This is a genomic window from Prevotella sp. P6B1, from assembly GCF_000702825.1.
In the GTDB taxonomy this organism is placed as follows: Bacteria; Bacteroidota; Bacteroidia; order Bacteroidales; family Bacteroidaceae; genus Prevotella.
In genome coordinates this window covers 428,075-453,139 of record NZ_JNKF01000010.1, presented here as the reverse complement: position 1 = coordinate 453,139, position 25,065 = coordinate 428,075, and the positions used below count along the sequence as shown (strand labels likewise).

17 protein-coding genes, 1 pseudogene and 1 riboswitch are annotated in these 25,065 nt (G+C 47.8%); of the genes and pseudogenes, 6 read left to right on the top strand and 12 right to left on the bottom strand.

Translation table 11 applies throughout. The features are described from left to right. Nucleotides 1–78 precede the first annotated feature (78 nt). The 6 genes from T495_RS0102855 to T495_RS0102830 all read right to left on the bottom strand — a co-directional run bounded on the left by T495_RS0102855 (nt 79) and on the right by T495_RS0102830 (nt 10,513). Nucleotides 79–2,430: an ABC transporter permease gene (locus tag T495_RS0102855; RefSeq protein ID WP_033147502.1), complete on the bottom strand. Its 2,352-nt coding sequence runs from the start codon at nt 2,428–2,430 to the stop codon at nt 79–81. A gap of 14 nt (nt 2,431–2,444) precedes the next feature. After that, entirely contained in the window at nt 2,445–2,999 is a 555-nt protein-coding gene (locus T495_RS0102850; RefSeq protein ID WP_155950127.1) for a DUF3836 domain-containing protein, read from the bottom strand. A 155-nt stretch (nt 3,000–3,154) separates the two neighbouring features. Beyond that, the gene (locus T495_RS0102845) at nt 3,155–5,530 is read right to left on the bottom strand and encodes an ABC transporter permease (RefSeq protein WP_081831980.1); all 2,376 of its coding nucleotides are present in this window, start codon (nt 5,528–5,530) and stop codon (nt 3,155–3,157) included. Between the two features lie 13 nt (nt 5,531–5,543). Further along, a complete protein-coding gene (locus tag T495_RS0102840) occupies nt 5,544–7,928 on the bottom strand; it encodes an ABC transporter permease (RefSeq protein ID WP_033147499.1) in 2,385 nt (794 codons plus the stop codon). Nucleotides 7,929–7,937: 9 nt separating this feature from the next. Then, a complete protein-coding gene (locus T495_RS0102835) occupies nt 7,938–9,191 on the bottom strand; it encodes an efflux RND transporter periplasmic adaptor subunit (protein WP_033147498.1) in 1,254 nt (417 codons plus the stop codon). Then, nucleotides 9,179–10,513 carry a TolC family protein gene (locus T495_RS0102830; RefSeq protein ID WP_033147497.1) on the bottom strand — a complete coding sequence of 445 codons (1,335 nt, stop codon included), beginning with the start codon at nt 10,511–10,513 and terminating at the stop codon, nt 9,179–9,181. Before T495_RS0102830 ends, T495_RS0102835 begins: the two co-directional genes overlap by 13 nt. Before the next feature lie 232 nt (nt 10,514–10,745). Here T495_RS0102830 and T495_RS0102825 point away from each other — a divergent pair, with 232 nt between their 5' ends. Together T495_RS0102825 and T495_RS0102820 are read left to right on the top strand one after the other, a co-directional pair. After that, on the top strand, nt 10,746–11,270 hold the full coding sequence (locus T495_RS0102825; protein WP_028904130.1) for a response regulator transcription factor: 525 nt from the start codon (nt 10,746–10,748) through the stop codon (nt 11,268–11,270). Beyond that, nucleotides 11,267–12,115 (top strand): PAS domain-containing sensor histidine kinase, encoded by an 849-nt coding sequence (locus tag T495_RS0102820; RefSeq protein ID WP_033147496.1) that lies wholly within the window; start codon nt 11,267–11,269, stop codon nt 12,113–12,115. The genes T495_RS0102825 and T495_RS0102820 overlap by 4 nt, the downstream gene beginning before the upstream one ends. 8 nt (nt 12,116–12,123) lie before the next feature. Here T495_RS0102820 and T495_RS0102815 read toward each other — a convergent pair whose 3' ends face one another. Beyond that, nucleotides 12,124–14,325, bottom strand: a complete 2,202-nt coding sequence (locus T495_RS0102815) for an alpha-galactosidase (protein ID WP_028904132.1) — start codon at nt 14,323–14,325, stop codon at nt 12,124–12,126. A gap of 126 nt (nt 14,326–14,451) precedes the next feature. On the opposite strand from T495_RS0102815, the gene T495_RS0102810 reads away from it, so the two are divergent. The 3 genes and pseudogenes from T495_RS0102810 (at nt 14,452) to T495_RS0102800 (ending at nt 16,944) form a co-directional block, all read left to right on the top strand. Then, nucleotides 14,452–15,027 (top strand): manganese efflux pump MntP family protein, encoded by a 576-nt coding sequence (locus T495_RS0102810; protein ID WP_033147495.1) that lies wholly within the window; start codon nt 14,452–14,454, stop codon nt 15,025–15,027. Between the two features lie 78 nt (nt 15,028–15,105). Continuing rightward, nucleotides 15,106–15,882: pseudogene (locus T495_RS0102805) on the top strand (ABC transporter ATP-binding protein); the annotation flags it as partial. Nucleotides 15,883–15,909: 27 nt separating this feature from the next. Continuing rightward, complete coding sequence (locus T495_RS0102800; protein WP_033147494.1) at nt 15,910–16,944, top strand: aminotransferase class I/II-fold pyridoxal phosphate-dependent enzyme; 1,035 nt, start codon at nt 15,910–15,912, stop codon at nt 16,942–16,944. On the opposite strand, the gene T495_RS0102795 is transcribed toward T495_RS0102800, so the two are convergent. The 5 genes from T495_RS0102795 to T495_RS0102775 form a co-directional block, all read right to left on the bottom strand. Beyond that, a complete protein-coding gene (locus T495_RS0102795) occupies nt 16,934–18,058 on the bottom strand; it encodes an ABC transporter substrate-binding protein (protein ID WP_033147493.1) in 1,125 nt (374 codons plus the stop codon). The genes T495_RS0102800 and T495_RS0102795 overlap by 11 nt on opposite strands. Before the next feature lie 19 nt (nt 18,059–18,077). Continuing rightward, nucleotides 18,078–18,827 (bottom strand): DUF4465 domain-containing protein, encoded by a 750-nt coding sequence (locus T495_RS0102790; protein WP_051651813.1) that lies wholly within the window; start codon nt 18,825–18,827, stop codon nt 18,078–18,080. A 30-nt stretch (nt 18,828–18,857) separates the two neighbouring features. Beyond that, complete coding sequence (locus T495_RS0102785; protein WP_231480248.1) at nt 18,858–19,910, bottom strand: hypothetical protein; 1,053 nt, start codon at nt 19,908–19,910, stop codon at nt 18,858–18,860. Between the two features lie 108 nt (nt 19,911–20,018). Then, a complete protein-coding gene (locus T495_RS0102780; RefSeq protein ID WP_231495033.1) occupies nt 20,019–21,236 on the bottom strand; it encodes a YncE family protein in 1,218 nt (405 codons plus the stop codon). Between the two features lie 75 nt (nt 21,237–21,311). Continuing rightward, the gene (locus tag T495_RS0102775) at nt 21,312–23,330 is read right to left on the bottom strand and encodes a TonB-dependent receptor plug domain-containing protein (protein WP_033147491.1); all 2,019 of its coding nucleotides are present in this window, start codon (nt 23,328–23,330) and stop codon (nt 21,312–21,314) included. A 39-nt stretch (nt 23,331–23,369) separates the two neighbouring features. Further along, a riboswitch (cobalamin riboswitch) is annotated at nt 23,370–23,555 on the bottom strand. Between the two features lie 347 nt (nt 23,556–23,902). On the opposite strand from T495_RS0102775, the gene T495_RS0102770 reads away from it, so the two are divergent. Continuing rightward, a complete protein-coding gene (locus tag T495_RS0102770; RefSeq protein ID WP_033147490.1) occupies nt 23,903–25,030 on the top strand; it encodes an ATP-binding protein in 1,128 nt (375 codons plus the stop codon). Nucleotides 25,031–25,065: the final 35 nt, after the last annotated feature.

The window sequence follows — 25,065 nt, the reverse complement described above, 5'->3', positions numbered from 1 at the left end:
AGATTTTTGCAAGCCCTAAAGGCGGTATGTCTAAACATTATACGGTTCACTGTATGATTTTTATACACTTACCATCTGTTACTCGGTTTTAATACTCTCCACCGGGTTGGTACGCACGGCTTTGATAATCTGGATGCTAACCGAGAGTACAGCTACCAGCAGGGCAAAAGCACAGGTAACAGCGAATATCCAAGCACTCAGGTTGATGCGGTAACTGAAGTTGCTCAACCAGTCGGTCATCACGTACCACGACAGCGGGATAGCGATGACAAACGATACCAGCAATGGTGCACAGAACGTGCGCAGCATAAGCGTCATCACCTCGTGCGAGGTAGAGCCCATAATCTTTCGGATACCAATCTCCTTCTGTCGCTGACGGATAAAGAAGAGCGACATACCAATGAAGCCCAATACAGAGATGACGATAGCCACAATGGTAAAGAGCGAGATAATCTTGAGCGTATTCTTTTGATCGGCGAAGGTTTCGGCTATACTCTCCTCGAGCGACTGCACATTCCACTCAAGATCAGCCTCAGGCACCCCTTGTTCCCTCATCATGTTGAGGAATGCCGCCTTGGCTTGCTTGTCGCCATTGGTCTTCACCAAGTACGAAGGATAGTTGAACGAATCCTTGAATTGGATGACAAAAGGCTCCACACCTTGCAACACATTGATACGATGGATATCGTTAAGCACACCAGCGATAGGTTTATTCCAAACAGTCTGTGTGGTGGTGTCGGTATATTCCATCTGGCGCATAGCCTCCTCCGTCAGATAGTAGCCGTCGCTGGTCTGTCCATAGTCTTTCTTCTTTTTCAAGCCATAAAGATCGTAGGCCGTTTTGTCAAGGTCTAACAAGAAGAGAGTGATGACTTTATCGTTGCGCGTCACACTTTGCATGCTACAGGTACCAGTAGCCAGCGAGGTTTTCTCGAATCTACCTATTTTCTCCACAAAAGGCATCTTTTCCAAGAGGTTTCTCACTGTTTGGTCTTTCCCATCAGGGGCGTTAATAACAAACAGATTCTCGGTGTTGTAGCCCAGCGGGGCATGGATCAGGTGATTGAGTTGCAACCAGATAACAAGCGCCGAAGTAAGCATCACTACCGTAACTACATTCTGCAGAATGATAAAGATCTTACCCAGCACCATCTTGGAACGGAAACGGAAACTACCTTTCACGATGTCGATGGGCTGGAAACGAGAAATCTGCCACGAAGGCATGATACCTGAGATGATACCCACCAACAGGATGAAAGCGATGCTGACACTAACGGTGCCCAGACTGATGTCGCCAGCAAGGTCGATCTTACCCTTAAACAAATCGATAGCCTCATCCTGCAAGGCAAAGGCTAAAGCCAGACCGATGGCAAACGATACGGCCACCATCAGGGTTGATTCGGCAATCAACTTCAGCGAGATATCCTTCTGACTACTGCCGAAGAGTTTACGGGTGGCCATCTCCTTGGCACGGAAACCCGTATTGGCAACCGTCAGGTTGATATAGTTGCTGATGGCAAAGAACAGGATGGCCAACACAGCTGCAAGCAGGATGTGGAGTCGCGTCTTATCGCCTTTCAGCATACCTGTGCCATTGTTCTGTGGGGCAAACATGATATCCTTGAGTGGTGTAAAGGTCAGGTTCTCTGCCTCCCACTTACCATAGTAATTCTTGGCCAGATAATCGGCGACAACAGCTTTCTTGCTGTCGAGGCTGGTGCCTGATTGCAGCATCAGGAACACCTTGCTATAACCATGGGGACCATAGGCCATCGTATAGTTCTCGAGCTTGTAGCCCATCACCTGTGGATAGCGCTGCATGTTCACGATAATCTGCGTTTCGTTGGGCAGTACCGTATGATCAAAGTCCTTGGCTATCGCACTAACGGTATATACCAGCGTACTATCGTAAGGATCATCATTTCCGATACGCACATGGCGTTCGCCAGTAATCTGAATCGACTCACCCATAGGGTTCTTATCGCCAAACAAGCGCTTGGCCAGTCGCTCGGTGATCACACATTTATCAGGCTTATCAAGTGCATAACGCTTGTTACCCTGCGTCAACTCATAGTCGAAGATGTTGAAGAAAGAAGAATCAACCAACAGGATACTGCTCTTGTCGTCGCCATCTTCTATCACCCTTTCGCCATATTTTATCTTTCCACTCTGGCTCATCACGGCACACGACTGCTCCACTTCAGGACACATGGCCTTGATATCGCCACCAGCCTGTGGCCACATAAAGAAGTTGTCCTGACTACCTACCAGAACGATTCGTTCGGCCTGCTGATGCCACGAGTCGATCGTAAACTGGCGCCAGGTGTAGTCGCCCAGCAGGATGATAAACATCAACGACACTACAAGCCCTACCACATTGATTAATGTGTAGAGCTTGTTGCGTGAGAGGAATCGGAAATAACTCTTCATTTTTTATTCTTTATTTATTTCTGTGTAAGATAATAATCCATGTTCATCGTATAACTTTCTATAGGTGCCTGCCACTCCAGTTGCATATCGGCTTTGTTGTACTGGCGACTGTAACAAGCCACACTGACAACACTCTCATCGGGCTGTAGGGTATAGGTTATCTTACCTACAGGTTCGTCAAAATCAGCCTTCTTCTTGTTCCAGCGGCTATAAGTAGCAGTATAGAAATCGGCATCCAGAGAGTAGTTGTGACGACCTGCACACTGCCACTGCTGTTTGTGCCACACGTACTTAGTACGACTGATAAGCATACCATCGGTAGCATAGGTGTACTGGTAACGGTAGATGGGCGTCAGGGTGAAGTTACCCTTGCGTAGAGTCTTCTCCTGATAAACCACCATCGTAGCAATGTTTCCATCAGCGTCACGATCAGCGTTATACACGAACGCGGCATCGGTAGCTTGAGAGACTGTGTTGTAAACCTTATCCACAGTTGCAGATGTCATCACTTGTGCATTTGAGGTCAGAGCCATCAGGCACATCATTGAGCTAATCATAAACTTTTTCATAATCGTACTTTTTTTATTGTTATTACTTTGTTTTTTAATTTTCACATTGCAAAGTTACGATCATTTTATATGATATGCAAGCTTTTTTGAGTGCCCAGAGGGCGTTCGTCTAATCTTTATACACACCATCGTATGATTTATTTACACTCCCCTGATTATTCGGTTTTGATATTGTTCACAGGGTTCTCAGATGCAGCGCGCCAGCTCTGGAAAACAACGGTAAGCAGCGAGATGATGAAGCAGGTAAACCCAGCCGCTACGAATATCCAGACACTGAGCGCGATGCGATAACTGAAATTGCTGAGCCAGTCGGTCATCACATACCACGAGATGGGTACAGCTATGACAAACGCAATCAGCATAGGTATTGAGAAGATACGGAGCATTAACATCAGTACTTCGGTCGAAGTAGATCCCATCACTTTACGGATAGAGATCTCTTTCTGGCGCTGACGGATGAAGAAGAGCGACATGCCGATGGTACCCAAGATAGAGATGATAACAGCAATGAGCGTGAAGAGCGACACGATGCGCAGGGTGTTACGCTCGTTCTCAAAAGCTTTTGCTATTGTTTCTTCAACGCTCTGCACACGTTCCAGACCAAATACTTTGGGGGCATTAGGATCTTCGAGTTTCTTAACCATCTCCTGGAAAACAGCCTTGGCCTTCTTATCGCCATTGGTCTTTACCAGGAAATAAGGGAACGTCTTATGCTTATCTATACAGATAGCAAAAGGCGGCACTTCGCCTTCGAGCACATTGGCCAGCTTGATCTCGTTCAACACACCACCTATCGGAGCGGTGCTACCGGTACCAAAATCCAACACGCGCGTCTCATTATTATAACCCAACTGGTGCAGCGCATTCTCGGTAAGATAATAACTACCATTGCTCGAGCCATGATCCTTGATAATCTTCAGTCCCAACAGGTCGAAAGAGGCCTGGTCCATGGTGGTGCAAAACAGCATCATGAAACTGTCGCCCCGCATGATACCCATAGCCACAGGGAAGGTGTAATTAAACAGTCCTCCCTCGTAGGTACCTACCTTCTCTACAAACGGCATCTCGGCCAGTTGTTTTCCGATGGTCTGACTCTTACCATCAGGACTCATAATACAATACAGGTTCTCGGCATCGAAACCGCGTGGTGCATGTATCAGATGGTTCAGTTGCAACCATACAACGAGTGTGGCAGTAAGCATGGTTATCGTAATCACGCTCTGCAGAATGATAAACAAACGTCCCAGCACCATTTTTGAGTGGTAGCGGAAGTTACCTTTCACTATGTCGATAGGCTGATAGCGCGAGAGTTGCATAGATGGCAGGATGCCCGACACAATGCCCGTTAGCAGGATAAAGGCCAGACTAACACTTACACTCACCACATTGATATCCTCTAACAGGGCGATCTTTCCACGAAACAGGTTAGCAGCATCGTCCTGCAGACTTACCGCCAGGAACAGACCTATCACAAACGAGAGTGCCACCATCAATGTCGACTCAACAATCAGCTTGAGCGACACACGCATCTGACTACTTCCAAACAGCTTCCGGGTGGCCATCTCCTTGGCACGGAAACCTGTGTTGGCTACCGTCAGATTGATGTAGTTGGTAATCGCAAAGAATAGCAGAATCAATACTGCCGCCAACAAGATGTGCAGGCGCTGTTTATCGCCCTTCACCAGATCCTTACCACCATTCTGCGGTGCAAACAGCACATCCTTCAAGGGGGTGATACTTGTTTTGAACTCACCCATCAGGGGATGGTAGTTCTTGGAGATATAGTTGTCGATGTTTTTGGTTTTGCTGTCGAGTGTCATGCCAGGACGGAGCATAAAGAAAGCCTTGCAGCTACCAAACGCAGTACTGGCGAAATTATAATTCTGGAAATGATAACCTAACAACTGTGGATAACGTGCCATATTGGCTATCACCTGTGTCTCGTTAGGCAATACCGTATGGTCGAAGTCCTTCACTACTGCGCTGATGGTATAAACCAGCGTCGTGTCGAAATCTTCTTTTGCATAGTCGCTCGAACACTCGCCTACAAGCTGCAACGATTCGCCTATCGGGTCTTTCGCACCAAACAAGTGCTTGGCCAGTCGCTCTGTAATCACACATTTATCAGGTGCATCAAGCGCCGAGAGTCTGTCGCCTGCCAGCAAAGGGAAGTCGAAGAACTTAAAGAAAGCAGAGTCGGTCAGCATAATGATGGCATTCTCGTCATCAGCCTCGGTCACCTCTTGCTGTCCGTACTTTACTCTACCCTTCTGACTGAGTACACAGCAGGTCTGTTCCACCTCTGGGCACATATCCTTGATGCTCTTCACAGCCTCGGGCCACATGGCAAAAGCCTCCTGATGACCCACCAGATAAATACGATCGGCATTCTTGTGCCACGAGTCGATGCTGTACTGGCGCCAGGTGTAGTCGCCCAGCAGGATGATAAACGTCAACGACACCACAAGCCCTACCACATTAATTAGTGTGTAGAGCTTGTTGCGCGATAGGAATCGGAAATAACTTTTCATGCGGTTTTATGGGTTATTCGTTTTTGATACTGTTGACAGGGTTCTCGGTGGCAGCGCGCCAGCTCTGGATGATGATGGTGGCGAGGGTGATGATGGCGACGGCGAGGAGGGCTGAGGGGAAGAGCCACCAATAGATAGGTGTGCGCTCAGCGAAGCCCTGAAGCCATTGGTTGCCGATATACCAGGCCAATGGAGCGGCGACGATGAAACTACCGATGAGCAACCAGATGTAGCGACGAGAGAGCATCGTGAGGATTTCGCCCGTAGATGAGCCCATCACCTTGCGGATGCCAATCTCCTTGCGGCGATACTCCGTCTCGAACATCGTCATGCAGAACACACCAATCAGGGTGATGATGAGGCAGATGACAGAAAAGACGAGCACCTGACGGATGAAGCGGAACTCCTCCTGATAGGTATTTTCCAATTGCTGATCGAGGAACTTCACATCCGGCTCGTGCTTGGCACCTAACTTCATAAAGATGTCCTTGATCTTCTGGCGCATCGCTACCTTGTCGATACCTGCTGCCACGCGGATATTAATCACACCAAGATTGTTGGTCCATCCTTCTTTCAGATATTTCTCGCCATAGACAAGGAATACCATCGGCGAATCATTGTTATCAATACGGGTAGAGGCAAAGCGCACGTTACGGCAAACACCTACGACCGTCATTGACATCTCCTCATCCAGCAGTTTCTGGTCCATCTTTACCCAGTCCCATTTCTTACGGGCACACTCGTTGATGATCATGACGTCGCCATCGTGCTCGTTGAAGTCGCACCCTTCAATCACCTCAATGCCCATCGTGCGGAGATAGTGCCAGTCTACGGGCAGAGCCGTGAACTGCACCTGATGATTCTTGTCACCGCGTCCCCAACCCATATATCTGTCGCCAGTTCCCAGAGAGAACTGCGAATAGGCCACATCAACCACACCCGTCTGCTGCATCAGCTCCGAGCGCAGGGCATCCTGCTTGTCTAACAGTTCCCAAGTATCCGCATACAGAATCTCGTCCTTGTCGTAACCATAGTCGGAGTTGAAGATGTAGTGGCTTTGCAGATAGAGGATGCCGATATAGACCACCATCACGCTGGTGATAAGGAACTGCAGACAAAGCAATAAGGTGCGCAGTTGGCGCCCCTTAGGCGTAAGTCCGAAGGAACCTTTCAGGACGAGTGCAGGTTGGAAACTGGTTGCATAGAAAGCTGGATAGACACCAGCAACGATACCAACAACAATGGCTGCCAAACAAAGACACACCAATAGCAATGGATGATCGCCTAAGGCAATGCTGCCAACGGTGAGTTCGCTAATGAATGGCCACTGCGACAACAGATAGCTGACTATGACTGCCAACAGAAATGCTAAAAGCGAAGTACATACAGACTCAGCGACAACGCCCAGGCGGAGCGATGACACAGAACTGCCCAACACGCGACGTGTGTTGATGCTCTTGATACGCATCGGACTCTCAGCCAGCGTGAAGTTCAGAAAGTTGATGGCAGCGATTATCAGTACCAAGAGGCACGAAAGTTGGAGAATCCAGTCAACAGCCTTGTTACCTCTGTCATGCTCAGGGTCAACACCTGCGAACCAAGTCTCTGTGATGGGTTGCAGGCGCAGGTTGAGACTTTCTTTCGTTTTTCCCTCATCCCATTGATCCTCAGCACCGTGTTCGATGTACATCTGATGCATCTTCTCTACCAACGGGGTTAGAATCTGTTGCTTGGCTTTCTCCGTATCCATCTGCTCCCTCAAGCGCAGATAGCAGTTATAGTTGTAGTTCTGGAAGTTTCCCTCATTCTCGTCTCCCATACAGCCATAGACGTAATTGTCGATGATGCTGTTGTCAGGAAAATCTTCATAGACACCTCTCACAACAATGCTGTCCTTGTCGTTCCACATACAGCGACCCGCCACTTGCGTAGTCCCAAAATACTTTACGGCTACTGAGGCAGGAATGATCAGTCCTTTCTGTTCACCATCCTTCCAACCGAGTTTGCCGTCGAGCAGGCGTGGAGCCATAGTCTTCAGCGCATCATTGCTAACCTTACAAGACTTAAATGTAAACTCAGTACCGTCTTTCGTAAAACGACAATCATTCTGCCAACACTGCAGCAAGGCCATACCTTCCACCTGAGGCAACTTAGCCAACTCGTCTGCCAAGAAGCGGTTTACAATCGACTGCCACTTGCTGTGGTCAAACATCGCAGGCACTTCCACGCGATAAAGCTGCTGATAGTTGGTCAGTCCTTTATTATAGGAATGGTTGTACGCGACTTGCGTCAGGAAGAGATAGCAGGCTGCGAAGGCTACCGTGAGTCCGATGAAGTTGAGCACTGTCGCCGTCTTGAAGCGACGCGCCATATAAAGCATATTTCTGGAAACGTCCATATCTTTTGGTTATTTGATGACCAATACTTCGTTATCTTTAAATGCCTCGTAGCCGCTGGTCACTACACGCTCGCCTGGCTCAAGACCTTCGAGCACCTCATAGTGCTGAGGGTTCTGGCGCCCTATGCGAATCTGGCGGCGATAGGCTTTCTGTCCACTCTTGTCGAGCACGAATATCCACTGGCCACCGGTGGTCTGGAAGAAAGTGCCACGAGGAATGATGATGGCCTGCTCGGGCTGACCCAGTTCGAGGTCGATATAATAGGTCTGACCTGAACGGATGTTCTCAGGTCTCGCACCTTTGAAGATGAAATCGCAGCGGAACTTGCCATCGCGCACCTCTGGATACACCTTGCGCACTTGGAGTTGGTACTGCTTGTCGCCACGGGTAAAGGTGGCGGTAAGACCTGGACGAACGCGATCGATATAATGCTCGTCGATGCTGGCCTGTACCTTATAATCCGAGAGGTCGTTAAGCTGTCCTATCTTCTGGCCTGGCTGGATGCTCTGCCCCAGCTCCACATCGAGCAGCCCCAGTTCGCCATCGATAGCAGAGCGTATCTCGAGCTTATCCTTACGCTGGCGCACCAGCACCACATTCTTACGCATGTTCTGCAGGTTGTCCTCCATCTGGTCCATCTGAACAGTGCGATAGATAGAGTCCTGTTTCAGACGCTTGGTAATGAGCGAGCGCTTCTTGGCTGAGAGCTGGTAATCCTCCTGCGACTTGATGTAATCCTCCTTGCTGATCAGCTTCTCGGCATACAGACGCTTGTTCTGATCATAGGTACGCTGTTTGCGATGGGTGTCCATATCCAACTGAGCCTGTTCGGTCTGGTTGTTCAGTCGGTCCTGTTGCATAGCCACCTGGGTGTTACGCAGCAGGTTCTGCTTCTCAGCCAGCTCAGCCTCAGCATTCAGGATCTGCAGGTCGAGGTTCGAATTTGACAGACGTACAATCACATCGCCCTTATGCACCATCGTGCCTTCCTCAACCACCTTCTCCATCACGATACCACCCTCCTCAGGCGAAATCTGTACTATCTGGATGGGCAGCACCTGCCCGTTGGTACGTACATAGTCCTTAAACTCGGCACGCTGTGCTTCGCTGATGGTCATCTCGTCCTTGCTCACCTTGAGCGTCGAGGCGTGGTTGCCGAATATCAGCCAAATCAGCATGACTAACAACAAGCTGCCGCCTGCGGCGTATGGCCAATACTTCTTCAGTTGCTGACTCTTAGTTTTTTCGATTACTCTGTCCATATTGTTTCTCCTTTATAATATCTTACTAATTGTTCCTTTACCATAGCCATCAACTGGCATTGCAGCAGGGTGGCCTTCGAGTTGAGCAGCTGAGCCGATGTGGTATGCACATCGATAGCTGTTGAGAGACCTTCTTCGAACTGGCGTCGTGTGAGCTGATAGCTCAAACTGTCGGCCTGCACCTTCTTCTCCATCTGTATGGTCTGCTTCTGATAGCCCTGCCAGTCGTTCCAAGCCTCACTGCTCAGTTTGGTCAGTTCCAACTGCTTCTGGTCGTAAGCCTCCTGGGCAATCTTGTAGTTGTTCTTGGCCTTGCGAATGCTGGTAAGGGTCTGCAAACGGTTGAAGAGCGGAATGCTGACTGATACACCAAGATACTCACCCATATTGTTCTTCAGCTGGTTGCGAAAAGTCTCTGCAGCATCGTTATGCAGCGTTTTGTAATAAGTGGTGCTCAGGCCCGCACTCAGAGAGAGTGATGGATAAAGAGAAGCGCGAGCCTGATGCCACTCATGTTTCGATGTCTGCATGCGATAACGGGCCACCTGCAGTTCTGGATGGCGCTCGTTATCCAGATTTTGTTCCCACGTTGGGAATGAATTGTTCCCACACTGGGAACCAAACATTCCCACGTTGGGAATATATTCCAGGCTCAGACTATCGCTCAAAGGATAGTTCATGGCCTTTTTCAGTTCTAATATAGCCGAGGCATAAAGGTTCTGCTGGCGTGTCAGTTCGTAATCGGCCTCAGCCTGTTGCGATTCCACCTGAGCCACATCAGCAGCACTCTTTCGCCCCACCTCTTCAAGCACTTTTACCTGCTTGAGCAACAACAACGTCTCTTCAACTTTCTCCGCGGCCATTTTTACTAATCCATCGTAATAAGCCACGCTGGTATAGGCCTGCAGTACGTCGAGGGCAGTCTGATCTTGACGCTGGCGCAGACTGGCGCGTCCCATCAGCTCGCTGGCTTTGGCGGCCTTGAGAGCATGCAGACGGCTGAAGCCATCGAAGATGGGCAACGATGCCGAGAGCTGATAGCCATTATAAAAGGTACTCACATCGGTATAGCCATTGGTCTCAGGATCGATGGCACGACCAAAGTTATACTGGGCACCGATGCCAGCATCCACATAAGGCAGGAATTTACCGATAGCACCCGTCTTCGATGCCTTATAGTTGTCGAGTTCCAGCTCGGCCTGCTTCACCTCGTGGTTATGCTGCACCGCATACTGCATGCATTGCTGCATGTTGAAGCTCTGCGCCAGACTGGTGCTGAAACACAGAGATGCTGAGGTACAGAATAATAAAAACCTTTTCATATAGCGTTACCATTAAAATTTTCTGGTGCAAAGATAGGGTAATAAATATTACGAGCCAAGCAAAAATAGGGCTCCAAAGGCTGATTGTCTAAAATTTATACACCCATTTGTATGACTTTTAGACAGAAAGTATTACTTTGGCTTCGCCGAAGATACTTTCGTCCGAAAAAGCTCAAATAAAATTTGGCTTTTTGCTCACTTATTCGTATCTTTGCACACAAAAATCATCATTATGAATAAGTACGGAACTATATTAATCGTTGATGATAACGCAGCCATCCTTACCGCTATGCGTTATCTGCTTGACAGCACCTTCGAACAAGTGCTGACCTTAACAAACCCAGATGACATCCTGAAAACGATGGCCCAACAGACCATCGACATCGTAGTGCTCGACATGAACTATACTCTTGGCGTAAACAATGGTAATGAGGGACTGTTCTGGCTGCGTGCTGTTCGCAAGCAGCATCCGCAGACACCTGTCATTCTGCTCACAGCCTATGCAGATATCAATCTGGCCGTGAAGGGACTGAAGAATGGCGCTGCCGACTTTATCACCAAACCCTGGGATAACGACGAGCTACTGCGCAAACTGAAGGATGTGCTGGATATGCAGAACGAAATCGTCAGTCTCGACGAAGTGGAACAGGAGCATATCCGCCGCACTATCGACCACTGTCACGGTAATCTCACCCAAGCAGCCCAACTGCTTGGCATCACTCGTCAGACACTCTACAACAAGATGAAACGCCTATGACGTGGCTTCTCATCATATTATGCATCGTATTGGTAGTGCTGGTAAGTGGTATCATTCACCATCAGCACAGACTCCGTTTGCGTGCCCACCTGATGCAGGAAGCCATTCGCAATCAAGACTTCTCGTTCCGTCTGCCCACCAACAATCTGCTGCCTGGCGAACGTGCCATGCAGGAAGCACTCAACCAGTTGGGCGAGAACATCCGTCAACAAATCAACAAGAATGAGGTAGAATCGTGGGAGCGACTCACTCGTGTGCTGACCCACGAGATGATGAACGCCACTGCGCCCATCACCAGCATCAGCCAATCGTTACTAAGTCGTCCCGATGTTAAGAACACGCCATTAGAGGATGGTATCAAGGCCATCCATGACACCTCGCGCCATCTCAGCGATTTCGTGGTGAACTATCGCAAGATGTCGGAACTCGAGAAACCAGTATTAGCTGCTTTCAATCTCCGCTCGATGATTGACGACCTGAGCAAGACCTACCAGCAATTGGAGTGGACCATCGACGTGCCTGCAGACACCACCGTTACTGCCGACAAGGGAATGTTGCGCCAAGTACTGATGAATCTTGCGAAAAACGCCATCGAGGCCGAAGCTACAAAAATGATTGTAGAGCAAGAACCATCAGCCAGCACCCTTTTCATCGGCAACGACGGACTACCCATTCCTGCCGAGAATCGTCAGTCGTTGTTCGTACCATTCTTTACTACCAAGCGCACTGGCAGCGGTATAGGCCTATCATTGAGCCGCCGCATCATGATAAAACAAGGTGGCATGCTCGACCTTGCAGAAAAGAATCTACCAGGCTGCCATGTCACCTTTGTTCTAAGTTTGTAAACAATCCGTTATTGTGCTTCGAGCAGTAATACGCGACTGCTCCAATCGTTTTTCTTCGACCACTCGGGCTCGTTGCGATAAGGCATCTCAAGTCCGTGATTCATCAAGTAGGCACCGCTGAACACTTTACCCTCTACATCAAGAGGCTTCAAGTCGATACGGTTCAACTCGTGAATCTTATAGTTCTTCGATGCATCGAGACCAGCCATTTTTACACGAGGCAGATGCTCGTTCTGGAACGACTCTGTCTTCCACCAGAAGAACACACTCTTCGACTTTTGCTCGTTGACGTACATTAACGAAGCAAGTCCCACCTTATCATAAGGCGAAACCAGACGATAGATATCGCCAAACTGTACGATTGGGCGTATCTGCTTATATTCAGCAATAGCCTTCCGACAGAGTTCCTTCTCATCATCAGTCATGTTCTTTGGCTGGATTTCCATTCCTAAGCGCCCACTCATAGCCACATCGATACGATACTTCATGGCTGTGGTACGGAATACGGTATGGTTAGGTGTAGCCGAGATGTGCGAAGCCATCGCGATAGCAGGGAAGAAATAGCTGGTTCCCCACTGCATATAGATACGCTGCAGGGCATCGGTATTATCGCTCACCCAGAACTCATCGAAGTAAGGCAGCACCCCCCAGTTGGCACGTCCACCACCAGAAGCACAAGCCTGGATAGTCAGGTCAGGATACTTGGCACGTACACGCTGGCAAACCTTCTCAAAACCACGGTGATACTCTATATAGAGATGACTCTGATCGTTCATCGTCAGATACTGTGAGCCATGATTCAGGATCGGCATATTGGCATCCCACTTGATATAATCTATCTCTGGATACTTGGTCATCAGATTGTCGACAATCGAGAACACAAAGTCCTGCACTTTAGGATTGCCCATATCCAGTATCAGCTGAGTACCGCCACGTCCCTGAACAGGAGCTCGCTTGGGGGCCTTGATAATCCAATCCGGATGCGCGTCGTACAGTTCTGATACAGAGTTGGTCATCTCTGGCTCAATCCAGATACCGAACTTAATGCCGTGCTTCCTGGCATCGCGAAGCAATCCCTCGATACCCTCTGGCAATTTGTTCTTATCTACCACCCAGTCGCCAAGCGCACAGTTATCAGTCTTACGTGGGTACTTATCGCCAAACCATCCATCATCCATCACAAAGAGTTCGCCACCCATCGAGGCAATGTCGCCCATCATCTGGTCCATACCCTGCTGATTGATGTCGAAATATACACCCTCCCAGGAGTTGAGCAATATCTTACGCTCCTTGTCACCATGAGCCAGCATATACTTGCGTCCCCACTTGTGGAAGTTACGCGATACGCCTGACAAACCGCATTTAGAGAAGCTGAACGCTACCTTAGGCGTAGTGAAAAGCTCACCTTTCTTAAGATGATAAGCCGAGTTATCGGGGTTGATACCGGCAAAGAAATAGTGGTATTCCGTATCGTCGGTCTCCACCTTCAGCTGGTAATTACCAGAGTAGCAGAGAGCAGCACCAATCACGTCGCCACGATTCTCCTGAGCCTTACCGTCGAGCGAGAACATCACCTCGGCATGGTCTGTATGCGAGTTGCGCGAACCATCCTTATTCTTGATAACCTTCTCACCTGGCAGGATTGGCTCTTCCACCAATCGAGCCTCGTTGGCCCATGAACCATAGAAGTGCGAGAGCCATACATTGCCACGACGAATGGGCAGAGCGCATGAGGCAAACTGGGTCAGCGTAACTGGTTTCTTCTCGTTGTTCCTGATCTCAGACCAGGTCTCAATGATATCCTCGTTAAAATAGGACTTGAAACAAAGGTCGACAGAAACGGGATACACATGGTCCACCAGATGAATACGGAACTCCTGATTGCCCTGAGCATCAGCCTCAATCTTGTCAAGATGATCGACAAAGAGTTCTGTCGACAGATTGCCATCACTGTGCGTCATGGCGATAGCAGCCTCAGCTGGACAGTTCATGCCATAAGCCGGATAAGCATCCATACGACCATTGCGAGGCATCTGCAGGTTCTGCAGATCAAAGGTGCTCAGTTTATGACCATAATACACATACTGAGGTTGCTTATCGCCCTCAACGTTCAGCACCATCGTGGTGTTTTTGGTCTGGATAACTACCTGCTCAGCCCTTGCAGAAAAGGCTGTGACCAAAAGAAAACCTAAGAAAAGAATCTTTTTCATTGTTAGGATTACGAATTTAGTTGTTAGAGATTATCAGAGCGCAAAGGTAAGAAAAAATTTGGTTATCTCAAAAAAAAGTTGTTATTTTGCAGCCCAAAGTGTAAGAAAGAGCAAAATAAGTACATCATGAACTCGTTTGATATCTGGTTGTTAGCCGTTGCACTGGCTATGGACTGCTTTACGGTTTCTATCGTAAGCGGGGTGATTGTACGCCGCTGGCTATGGGCTATGATTCTCCGCATGGCTTTCCTTTTTGGATTATTCCAGGCCATGATGCCCTTAATTGGCTGGTTAGGCACTAATCACTTCAGTGAACAACTGGAGGCAATAGACCACTGGATAGCTTTTGGCTTACTGGCCTTTATCGGCGGAAAAATGATTCGTGAGTCGTTTGGCCCTGAAGAAGAAAAGCTGTTTAACCCCCAGAACCTGAAAACCCAACTGCTGTTAGCCGTAGCCACAAGCATTGATGCACTTGCCATCGGCATTTCCTTTGCTTGCACAGGCTATAATGCCGTTACCCAGATTATCAGTCCTTTATGCGTTATCGGTCTTGTGTCATTCCTGTTCAGCCTATTCGGCTATCAGCTTGGTGTAAAGTTCGGCAAATCGATTGCACGTAAGCTGAAACCAGAACTGTTAGGCGGTATCATATTGATTACAATTGGTATAAAAATACTGATTACCCACCTTTTGTCATAGCACAAAACTCAATTAGAGAAAAAAGTTTGCGATTTTTATTCAACATTTCAAACTTTTTATTACCTTTGCAGCGTGAAGATAAAGGGCGAAACGATACAACTACACAATCTAAGCATTGGCTACCAGACGAAACACGGAATCAAAACGGTAGCTACGAGCATCAATGGCACCATCAAAAGTGGTGAATTGACCTGTCTGCTGGGCGCCAATGGTGTAGGAAAATCGACACTTTTACGAACCCTATCTTCGTTTCAGCCACAGACAGATGGCGAGATTCTGCTGGAAGGGCGCGAACTATCGAGCTACAGCGATAAGGAATTGAGCCGGCTGATAGGTGTGGTGCTGACAGAGAAACCAGACGTGAGGAACATGACCGTTCGCGAGCTGGTCAGCTTAGGCCGATCGCCCTATACCGGATTCTGGGGCACCTATTCGAAAGACGACCTACAGGTGGTTGACGAAGCCATTGCGATGGTGGGCATTGAGACACTTAGTAAACGTAAGGTTCACACGCTGAGCGACGGCGAACGACAAAAAGCCATGATAGCCAAAGCACTGGCACAACAAACGCCAGTCATCTATTTGGATGAACCAACAGCCTTTCTCGACTATCCCAGTAAAGTAGAGGTTCTGCAACTGCTAAGCCGCATCAGCAGAGAGGCTGGGAAGGTCATCTTCCTTTCAACCCACGATGTGGAGCTGGCCCTACAAATGGCTGATACCATCTGGCTGATGACCAGCAACGAGGAAATGGCCATCGGGGCACCTCAGATGCTGGCAGAACAAGGCGCACTGAGTAGGTTTATAGAACGAGACGGCATAGTTTTCGAACCTGAAACAATGGCAATCAAAGTAACAAAAATGATTTAATCTATTAAGTTTATGATATACGGGCACGGTGATGACATATACCGCTATGGTGATAAGGTGAAGATTAACTTCAGTTCGAATGTGTACAGTCAGGCTGACTACACAGAGCTGAAAGAGCACCTGATGCAGCATTTCGATGTGGTGGCCCATTATCCAGAGCCTGATGCTCATACGTTAGAACACATGATTGCCGAGAAGCTGGGCGTAAAAGAGAATACCGTCATGGTGACAAGTGGCGCCAACGAGGCAGTCTATCTGATAGCACAGCTTTATCGAGGTTGGGCATCCATCATCCCCCATCCCACCTTTAGTGAGTACGAGGATGCTTGCCGCATGTTCAACCATATCATCTCATACGATGTGAAAGATGAGATGGACGTATTGCCTAAGGACCGTATCTATTGGATATGTAATCCTAACAATCCTACAGGCAATGTGCTGGTAAAGGGCATGCTCAATCATATTGTCAGGAAGCATCCACGCTATCTGTATGTGATTGATCAGTCGTATGCCGACTACACCTTGGCCAACACACTGGATCCTAAGGAGATGACAGATGTGTTCAATCTGATGCTGATCCATTCGCTCTCAAAGAAGTACTGCATACCAGGCCTTAGATTAGGCTATATCGTTGCGTCACCGATTATCATTGGCAGACTGAAACAGATTCGTCAGCCTTGGGCTATCAATGCACTGGCCATAGAGGCAGGCAAATATCTGATACAACACGATACTAACATGATTCCCGACCTGAAAGGCCACTTGCGAGAGGCAGCCAGACTGCACCAGAACCTGGAAGCCCTCGACGATCTGAAGGTCATGAAAAGCGACACCAACTTTATGTTAGTGAGTATCGCCAGAGGAACAGCTCAGGAACTGAAACGATGGCTTCTCGACAATCATGGCATCTTGATTCGTGATGCGTCGAATATCCGCGGACTCGACGACAGCTACTTCCGCGTAACAGCCCAGACACCTGAGGAGAACGACCTATTGGTCGAGGCTATCACAGCGTATCTTGATCATCTGACTGAGGTCAGCGACTAACCTTTACATAATAACGCAAAGGTGCAAGTCCCTCGATTTCCGGATGGAAAATCCTTATAAAGTCGTTCAGCAGTCTTTCTGGATGGAAGGGCGATTCTTCGTAGAAAGGCGAACGCTCCACATCGCACCCATAAGCCGTTTGATGTTTGAACGCACTGAACTGATTGTAGCCATGATGTTCGCCAAGTAGTTCATCGTAGGTGATATCATGATCACTACTGTATCTGAAAAGCCACACGTCAGTCTCACCAGCACGCTCCAAGACTGTTTCGAAAGGTAATGAGATAGAACCGCTATGCTCATCATCAGCCCAGGGATAACGGCCATTGGCATCCTTAATCATCTGCCCTATCGTACTCTTGCCACCTGGTACATACCAAACGCTACCTGTCACCTTGTCCATCAACACTGATGGTTGGGTTTTGGCCTTTGAAGCCAACTGCTTCAGTTGATGATAATGCTTATCGACCGCTTGGAACAAACTATCTGCCTGCTGCTCGCAACCAAACAGCATACCATAGAATCGCAGCCATTCAGCCCGTGCCAACGGCGACGACTCCATATAGTCGGCACATTCTACAATAGGAATATTGATATCCTCAAGCTTACCATAGCCACCACTATTCTCGAAAGGCGACAGAAAGAGCGCATCAGGACGTTCATCAATAATCTTCTCTATCACAGGACTCATACCATCGCCCACATCGGTAATGCGACCTTTGGCCACCTGTTCCTGAATCCAAGGTATCTTGATATACTTCAGATCGGCAACGCCCGAGATACAATCCTGCTTATCAAACTCCATCAGCATGGCGCAATGAACGGTAGTAAACATCACCGCTTGCTTCAATGGTGTTCGGATAATGGTTCCATTAGGGATATGGTTGGGAATCGCCTGATCAGCAGGTATCAGCACATAGCGATGCAACGTCATACCTTCCTTCCAAGGATTCTTTAACGTAGCCACCGTATAGCCGTCATACTTGACGACGCTGATCTGTGTGGCATACTTAAAAGCGACAGTATCGCCCTCTGTCTGCATCGAAGCGGTCTTCTGACCACCTTTGCAGGCAGAAAACAATACTGCCAGGAATAATAGTTTGATGTATTTCATTTATTCTTAATCAGCATGATTACTTCACAATCTGAAGGTCATCGATACACATGTATGAAGGAGTGGTCAGACCATAGCTGTTCTTTTTGCTGCCATCAAATGTGAAGCTCAGGTCTTTAACCTTACCCAGGCTACTGAGGTCGCAGTACTTCCACTCACTAACATATTCACCATCTTTAGCCAGATCGATGTCAACAGATGCTGTCGTACCATCAGCTTTTGTACCAGTAACAGTGCACTTCAGCCAGTCGGTAGCATCGAAAGCACCAGGAGTCATACCATCACCATTCAGGATGGCATCAACTGTCCAAGCATCGTTTGTGTACCAGAAACCATTTACCCATACAGGCTCTCCACCGTTCAGGTCGATAGTCTCACCAAAGGTATAAACCACACAGTATTTATTACCAGAATGAGCAGTACCAGTGGTATTATTAAACTGGTCAGGAATCATATTCGCATAAGTAGTTGCAGTACGATTTGAGATAGCATAACCTGTCCAACTGAGATATGCTGGAGTATAATTAGCAGGGAAAGATACGCCACTCTCAACGTAATTGCATGCATAAGCATCAGCGCCCCAATTACTGAACTTAACACCACTCTCGTCACCACACCAATAGCCATCATTATTCAAGGCCTGATTCTCGAACGAGATCGTATAAGTCTTGAAACTGTTAACAGGGTTGTCTTCGTTATCACAAGAAGTGAACGACAAGGCGAAACCGCACACGAGGACTGCGAGTCCAAAGAATTTGTTTGTTTTCATAACTGTTTTGTTTTAAGTAAAAAATAAAAGTTATTTGATTACTATCTTTTTCTTGTTCTGAATATACACCCCTTTCTTCGTAGGAGTCACTTTCCGTCCCTGAAGGTCGTAGAACAGCTTCGACGAATCATCCTGACCCACGGCATGGATTCCCGTCTGGGCATTTCTAATAGCCTCGAGCGAGGCATCGAGATGAATATCCTCTGCACCAGCAAACTCTGTGGATGTCTCGCCCCACCATTCTGGCTGGGGACACTTCTGATTGAGTCCTGTATATACACGCACAAAGTCGACGAAATCCAGATTCACAGGCTGGCGGTTCTCATCTACAGCCCACGAGATATCGATGCCGCACCCCTCGTAATTGTAAGAGGTGGCATCAGCTTTATCAGAAAAGTTGGGCAGATTGTCGGCATAGCCATAGCGGAAGCCTATCAGTACATAATAATATGGACTCCAGCCTTTATCAACCTGATCCGACAGGTTCAGCATATTATCAGGCAGTCGGGTCCCCTTAAAGGTAAGGTTATCAGGCAACCACTGGGGATAATACTCTTGAGTATGGTAGTGATTGCGATCGATGGTGCCGCTGTGGCCTTGATTGTCATCCCAGGGGATATCGCCCATAGGGTTCTGATGATAGGTCACCTCGTAGTCATAAATCACCTTGCCCACGCTATCCACATCGCAACTGCCACTGATTTCATACCAGGGGTCATCAGGCAGGCCGTTGCCATTCACATCCTTCGATACCATCACGACACCAGCCTCGTTCATACCGCCAAACACCAGATTCTGCATTTCCTGATAGGCATTACCCCAAACGGCAAAGTCGCGCTCGCCTGGGATATTGGCAATAGAGTGGTCGAAATGGAAGGTGATATAACCACCCCAGCCACCAAGTGCCACCAGATGAGAATCTACGGGCCCAAGACCTGCCAGGTTTTCATTACACTTGAGAATCATTTCTGCCTCAGTATCGCCCTCCTCGTATTCTGGCACATCGTTCACATACTGTCCTGGGGCTGGACGATATTCATCTACAGCCTTGATATATTTGGAGTGTACAGCCACGTCGTCCATGCGCTGGGCGTGCAAGGGTAAAAGGGTAAAAAGGTAAAAAGGTAAAACCTTTAACCACCCTTTATCCATTATGCTGTTTATTATATGTTTCAATATTCTTGCCATTTTTTACTTTTTTACCTTTTTACTATTAAATACAAATGCTGCGTGGGCTGGTATATCGCCAGTCTTCACTTTCCAGTCGAAGGTGCCATCGGGCAGGAAGTGCAGCAGTTCGCCACTCGATACATAGTTCTTGGCATCCATCAGATAGAAATCGCGATGGATGGGGTTGACGATGATGCCATACGGCATACGGATCTTACTGATTTCAGGCGCAGCCGAAAGGCTCGTGCTCACTATCTGATGCTTTCTCACACCGATGATTCCATAAGTAATGGTATTGCTCATCGACACCTCACTCCACTGACTGCCATAGAAATAGAGCGAATCGCCTACGATACAGAGGTCGCTGACAGGCTGGTCAATATGCCCGCCTACCGTCATCCTTCCATCGCTGTCGGGTACCAACCACCAGATAGTCGATTCCTCATCCATATAGTTGCCACGAGCCGTAACCCACAGCTGGTTGTATTTATCAGCTTTCAGGTGATGCAGATTGGGAGCCACCACAATCTTTTCTGTCTCCTTCATCGTCTTCAGGTCTATCACACTCACCGTACTCTCATAGCCTTGGCCTGTCATACCCTGATAGCCACCACTATTGGCCACATAGAGGAGATTGCCAACAATCGCCATCTCCTCGGGCTGATAGCCAACCGTACAGGAGTCAACCTTCTGCAACGTGAGCGTATCTACCTTATACACGCTACCCAACGGACTGCTGCTACCACTATACACAGAACCCACATACGATGATACGTAGGCATACTGATCCTTGAAGGTTACATAGCGGCAGTTAGGGATATCAACCTTTCCGATTTTGAAGGCAGAATCGGCACGAGCCACCTCTACCTTATGAGAACAGTTGATGACGAGCCAAAGGCGTGAACCGTATATCTTACAATCGTTGCCCACATCGCCCAGCGACAGTACGCTACTGGGGTTACGCTCAGAATAGATGTTACGGTAATAGCTCACCGTTGGTTCCCTGCCCGACAGGTCGAGATAGTCGAGGGTCGACTTGTTCATGCCCATATTACCCTCGTTGAGCAGATACATGCCCACTATATCGCCTTTCTGCGCCTTACCACCCGTATCGGTCTTCTCTATCGGCACAATCATCACGTCCTGACGACAGGCCGTTAAAAGTAAAAAGGTAAAAAGGTATAAAGGTAAAAGCCTTTTTACCTTCATTGTATAGCTATGTATTCTTTCTTGTGCCATATTTACTTTCTTACCTTTTTACTTTCTTACCTTTTTACCTTTTTACTTTTTTACCTTTTTACTTTTTTACCTTTATTATATCTCAACGCTAAGGGTTAATGCATAGTTACGACCAGGCATGGGGTAGTTTACGATAACCTCGTAGTCCTGTCCCAGCACGTTATTCACATCCAACTGCGCCTTGCAACGCGCTTTCTGATAATTGAAACGGTAGATGATGCTCAGGTCGCTGGTGTACCAGGGCTCCATGTGGTTATAGAGTATGTTCTCCTGCTCGTCGTAGCGTTCACCAGCATAGATAAACGAGTAGTTCACGTTCCAGTTCTTGTAGGTAAGCCCCACGATAGCCGAACCCGAGTGCCAGGGGATATAGGGTATCTGATGCTTGTAATACGAGGTTTCGGGATCAGTTACATCGCGCGCATCCTGATAGGTGTACTGGGCGCGAGTGGTAGCTATCAGATCCTTGCCGATCTTGAAATCAGCCTCAGCCTCAACGTCGATGCCCTTGATATGCACCTTGCCCAAGTTCAGCATTGTCCAACGGAACTGCTGCCCCTTGGGGTAAGCCACAATCTTATCACGAATCGTATTATAATAGACATCGAAATGCATCTCTGCATGGCGAACAACACCGTGCTCAAAGTGCTTGTTAAGGGCAAAACCGGCATCATACTGCAGGGCACTCTCAGGCACCAGGTTGGCATTACCCATATCGGTATAGTACAGGTCGTTGAAGGTAGGCATGCGGAAGCTCTTCTTCACGTAGGCTCGCATAGAGAAGAAGGTGCCGCGGAATGGATACACATTCACAAACAGCGCTGGCGTGAGTTTCGAGAGCGAACGACTGCTATTCAGACTTGCAAAGTCGCCCCTGCGATAGGTCTTGTCGTGGATAAAGGTGACCAGGATAGAGCCCTGCGCCTTCAGGTGCTTGTAGTCGACGGCTGTAGCTAAACTCACCAGATTGGAGAGTCGCGTGGGGAAAGCAAAGTTATAGATATCGGCATTCAGCTTGTTCCATTTGAAGTCGTAGGCCAGCGATGCACTCCAGTTGGGCAATAGTTCCAGCACATTGGCTGTTGAAAGATAAAGCTCCTGCTGCTTGTAGCGATTGTCAACAGGCAACTGGGTTTTGTCGTTATTCACGTAGTGAGTGTTGTAATAGGCATACTTAGCCAGCCAACGGGTACTGAATCCATCGCCTATATTCTTATTATAATCGGCTTGCAGGAAGGTGTTCAGATCCTGCTGGCGCTCACCACGTCGCCACACGTTGTTCACGATGGCACCAGGAATACCTCGTGCCGAGTTATACAGGTAGGCCTTCAGTTGCCAACTGCCCTGGTCCAATCGTCCAAACACGTTTGCCTCCAAGCGCTCAGCGTGTATATCGCCATTCTGTCGCACAGCTGTGGTATCCCAAGCCGTCTCTCCGTTTGGATACTTGCGCTCGTAATGGAACTTATACTTACCGCTGGCTGTCAGGAAGCCGGCACTTACTGACGAGCTGACCGTCTGCGACAACTGCTGCTCCCACAGACCAGTCAGTCTAAGCATATCGCTCGAACCATACTGGGTCTTGAATCGCAGGTGAGTCTTTTCTCCTTTCGTGAAATCAGGCGCCTTGGTGCGGATATAGATGGCACCAGCATTACCAAAGTCGCTGGCAGGTTGGAAGATGGCACTCTTCTGTCCGTTATAAAGCGTGATATCCTCCACATTGTCTAATGAGAACTGGCCCAGGTCTATCTGTCCGTTCTGCGCATTACCTAATTGCACACCATCGTAGCTGATGCCCAAGTGATGCGTACCCATCGAGCGGATATTTACCGTTTTGATGCCGCCCACACCGCCATAATCCTTCAGTTGGATACCAGAAAAATATCGCAGCGCATCAGCCACAGAGTGGGTATTCAACTGTTCTAACAGTTCGCCCTTCAGTTTCTGACTGGGCACCACCTCACGCATGGCAGGTTTCGACACGACGATAATCTCCCGTACATGCTGTACGGAGTCCAACTTGCTTTGTGCTGCCGTTGTCATCGTCAACACGCAAGCCATTGCCAATGTAAGCTTTCGCTTTCCCATCATTTATCTGCGCCACCACCGCCTATCCCCAGAGTACAGCATGCGGCTATAGTCTTCATCGGCAGGTATTCTGACTTATCGTCTGGCAGCAAACGTCTTCCCAAAAATCTCAGTGACATATATGTTTGCGCCTCATCAAGGACGACTTACAGCAGCGGGACTGTTCAGGATTCTCACCCGATTCCCTATTAATCTCCACAACGGAGAACCGATTACTGCCTGCAAAGATACAACAATTCTGCAAATAAACGAACTTTTTAGCAAAAAAATCTAAACATCTAAACTTCTGAACTATTTTTGCTGTAATTATTTGGAAGATATGAGCGTTGTGGACGTTCAGGCGTGTTGCTGCCCAAGGTAAGTCTGGGTTTCTGGCACAACTTTGGTAGTGTCGACCTGTTCTACAGCCATCGTTTCGACCCAGAGACGCCGATGGAAAGAACCTCCGCTGCGTCACCACAAAATAGCACGTAAAAGCTAAAAAAACATAACGGTACACAACTTTGTGGTCCACATACTTGTGTACCATTGTTTTTTTGTTTATATTTGCAACCAAATACTTAAGATAATGGCTTATGAAGAGAGCATTTGTATATGGCATTTCGGTTGAAGGCGAGAATTTTACAGATAGAGTAAAGGAAACTAAGCGCTTGAAGTTAAACTTCGAGAATGGTATTAATGTAATCCTTATTTCTCCTCGTAGAATGGGCAAGAGTTCGATTGTCAAAAAGGTGAAGTCGGAGATTACTAATCCAGAGATCAAGGTGGTCTACATGGACATTTATGATTGTCGAAGTGAATATGATTTCTATAACCGCTTTGCCACAGTGCTAATGAAGGAAACAGCTACTAAATCAGAGCATATTATCGAGAATATCAAGCGATTCCTTGTACGTCTTACTCCTAAGATTTCATTTTCGCCAGAACCTATGTCCGACATCTCGCTTTCGCTTGGTATAACTCCTCAGAATTACCAACCAGAAGAAATACTACAACTGCCAGAGTTGATAGCAAAAGAGCAGGGTAAACATATAGTAGTGTGTATTGATGAGTTTCAGCAAATAGGAGAATTCACAGATTCGCTAACAATTCAGAAACGAATACGAGGCGTTTGGCAACATCAGCAAAACGTATCATATTGTCTGTTTGGTAGCAAGAAGCATCTGATGACCAAACTATTTCAAAACCGCAAGATGCCTTTCTATCAATTTGGCGAAATGATGTACCTCGATAAGATTTCTACCGAAGACTGGGTTCCTTTTATTCAGTCTCGATTCGAATATCAAGGCAAAAAAATCTCTGAAGAATTGGCAAGAAGAATCTGCGAAACTGTAGAAAATCTCTCGTCTTACGTTCAGCAATTAGCCTGGAACATATTAGCAGAAACTGATCAAGAAACAACAGAACAGGAATTCAATACTGGCGTAGAAGCATTAATGACCCAGTGTTCAGGGTTGTTTCAGGAGCAGTTGCAAGGCCTGACATCATATCAGATTAATTTTATACGTGCCATCTGTAATGGAGTACATTCTGATTTTGGTAGTAAGGCAGTACTCGAGGAGTACAATTTGGGCAGCAAGTCTAATATCTCACGCATTAAAGAATCATTACTCGATAAAGAGCTTATAGAAACAGATGCAGATGGTGTATATCTCGAAGACCCTGTTTTCAAGATGTGGTTTAAGAGAGAGTATATGAAATAATAGAAACGAGATGCAAAAGGGGGCGAATTCGCCCC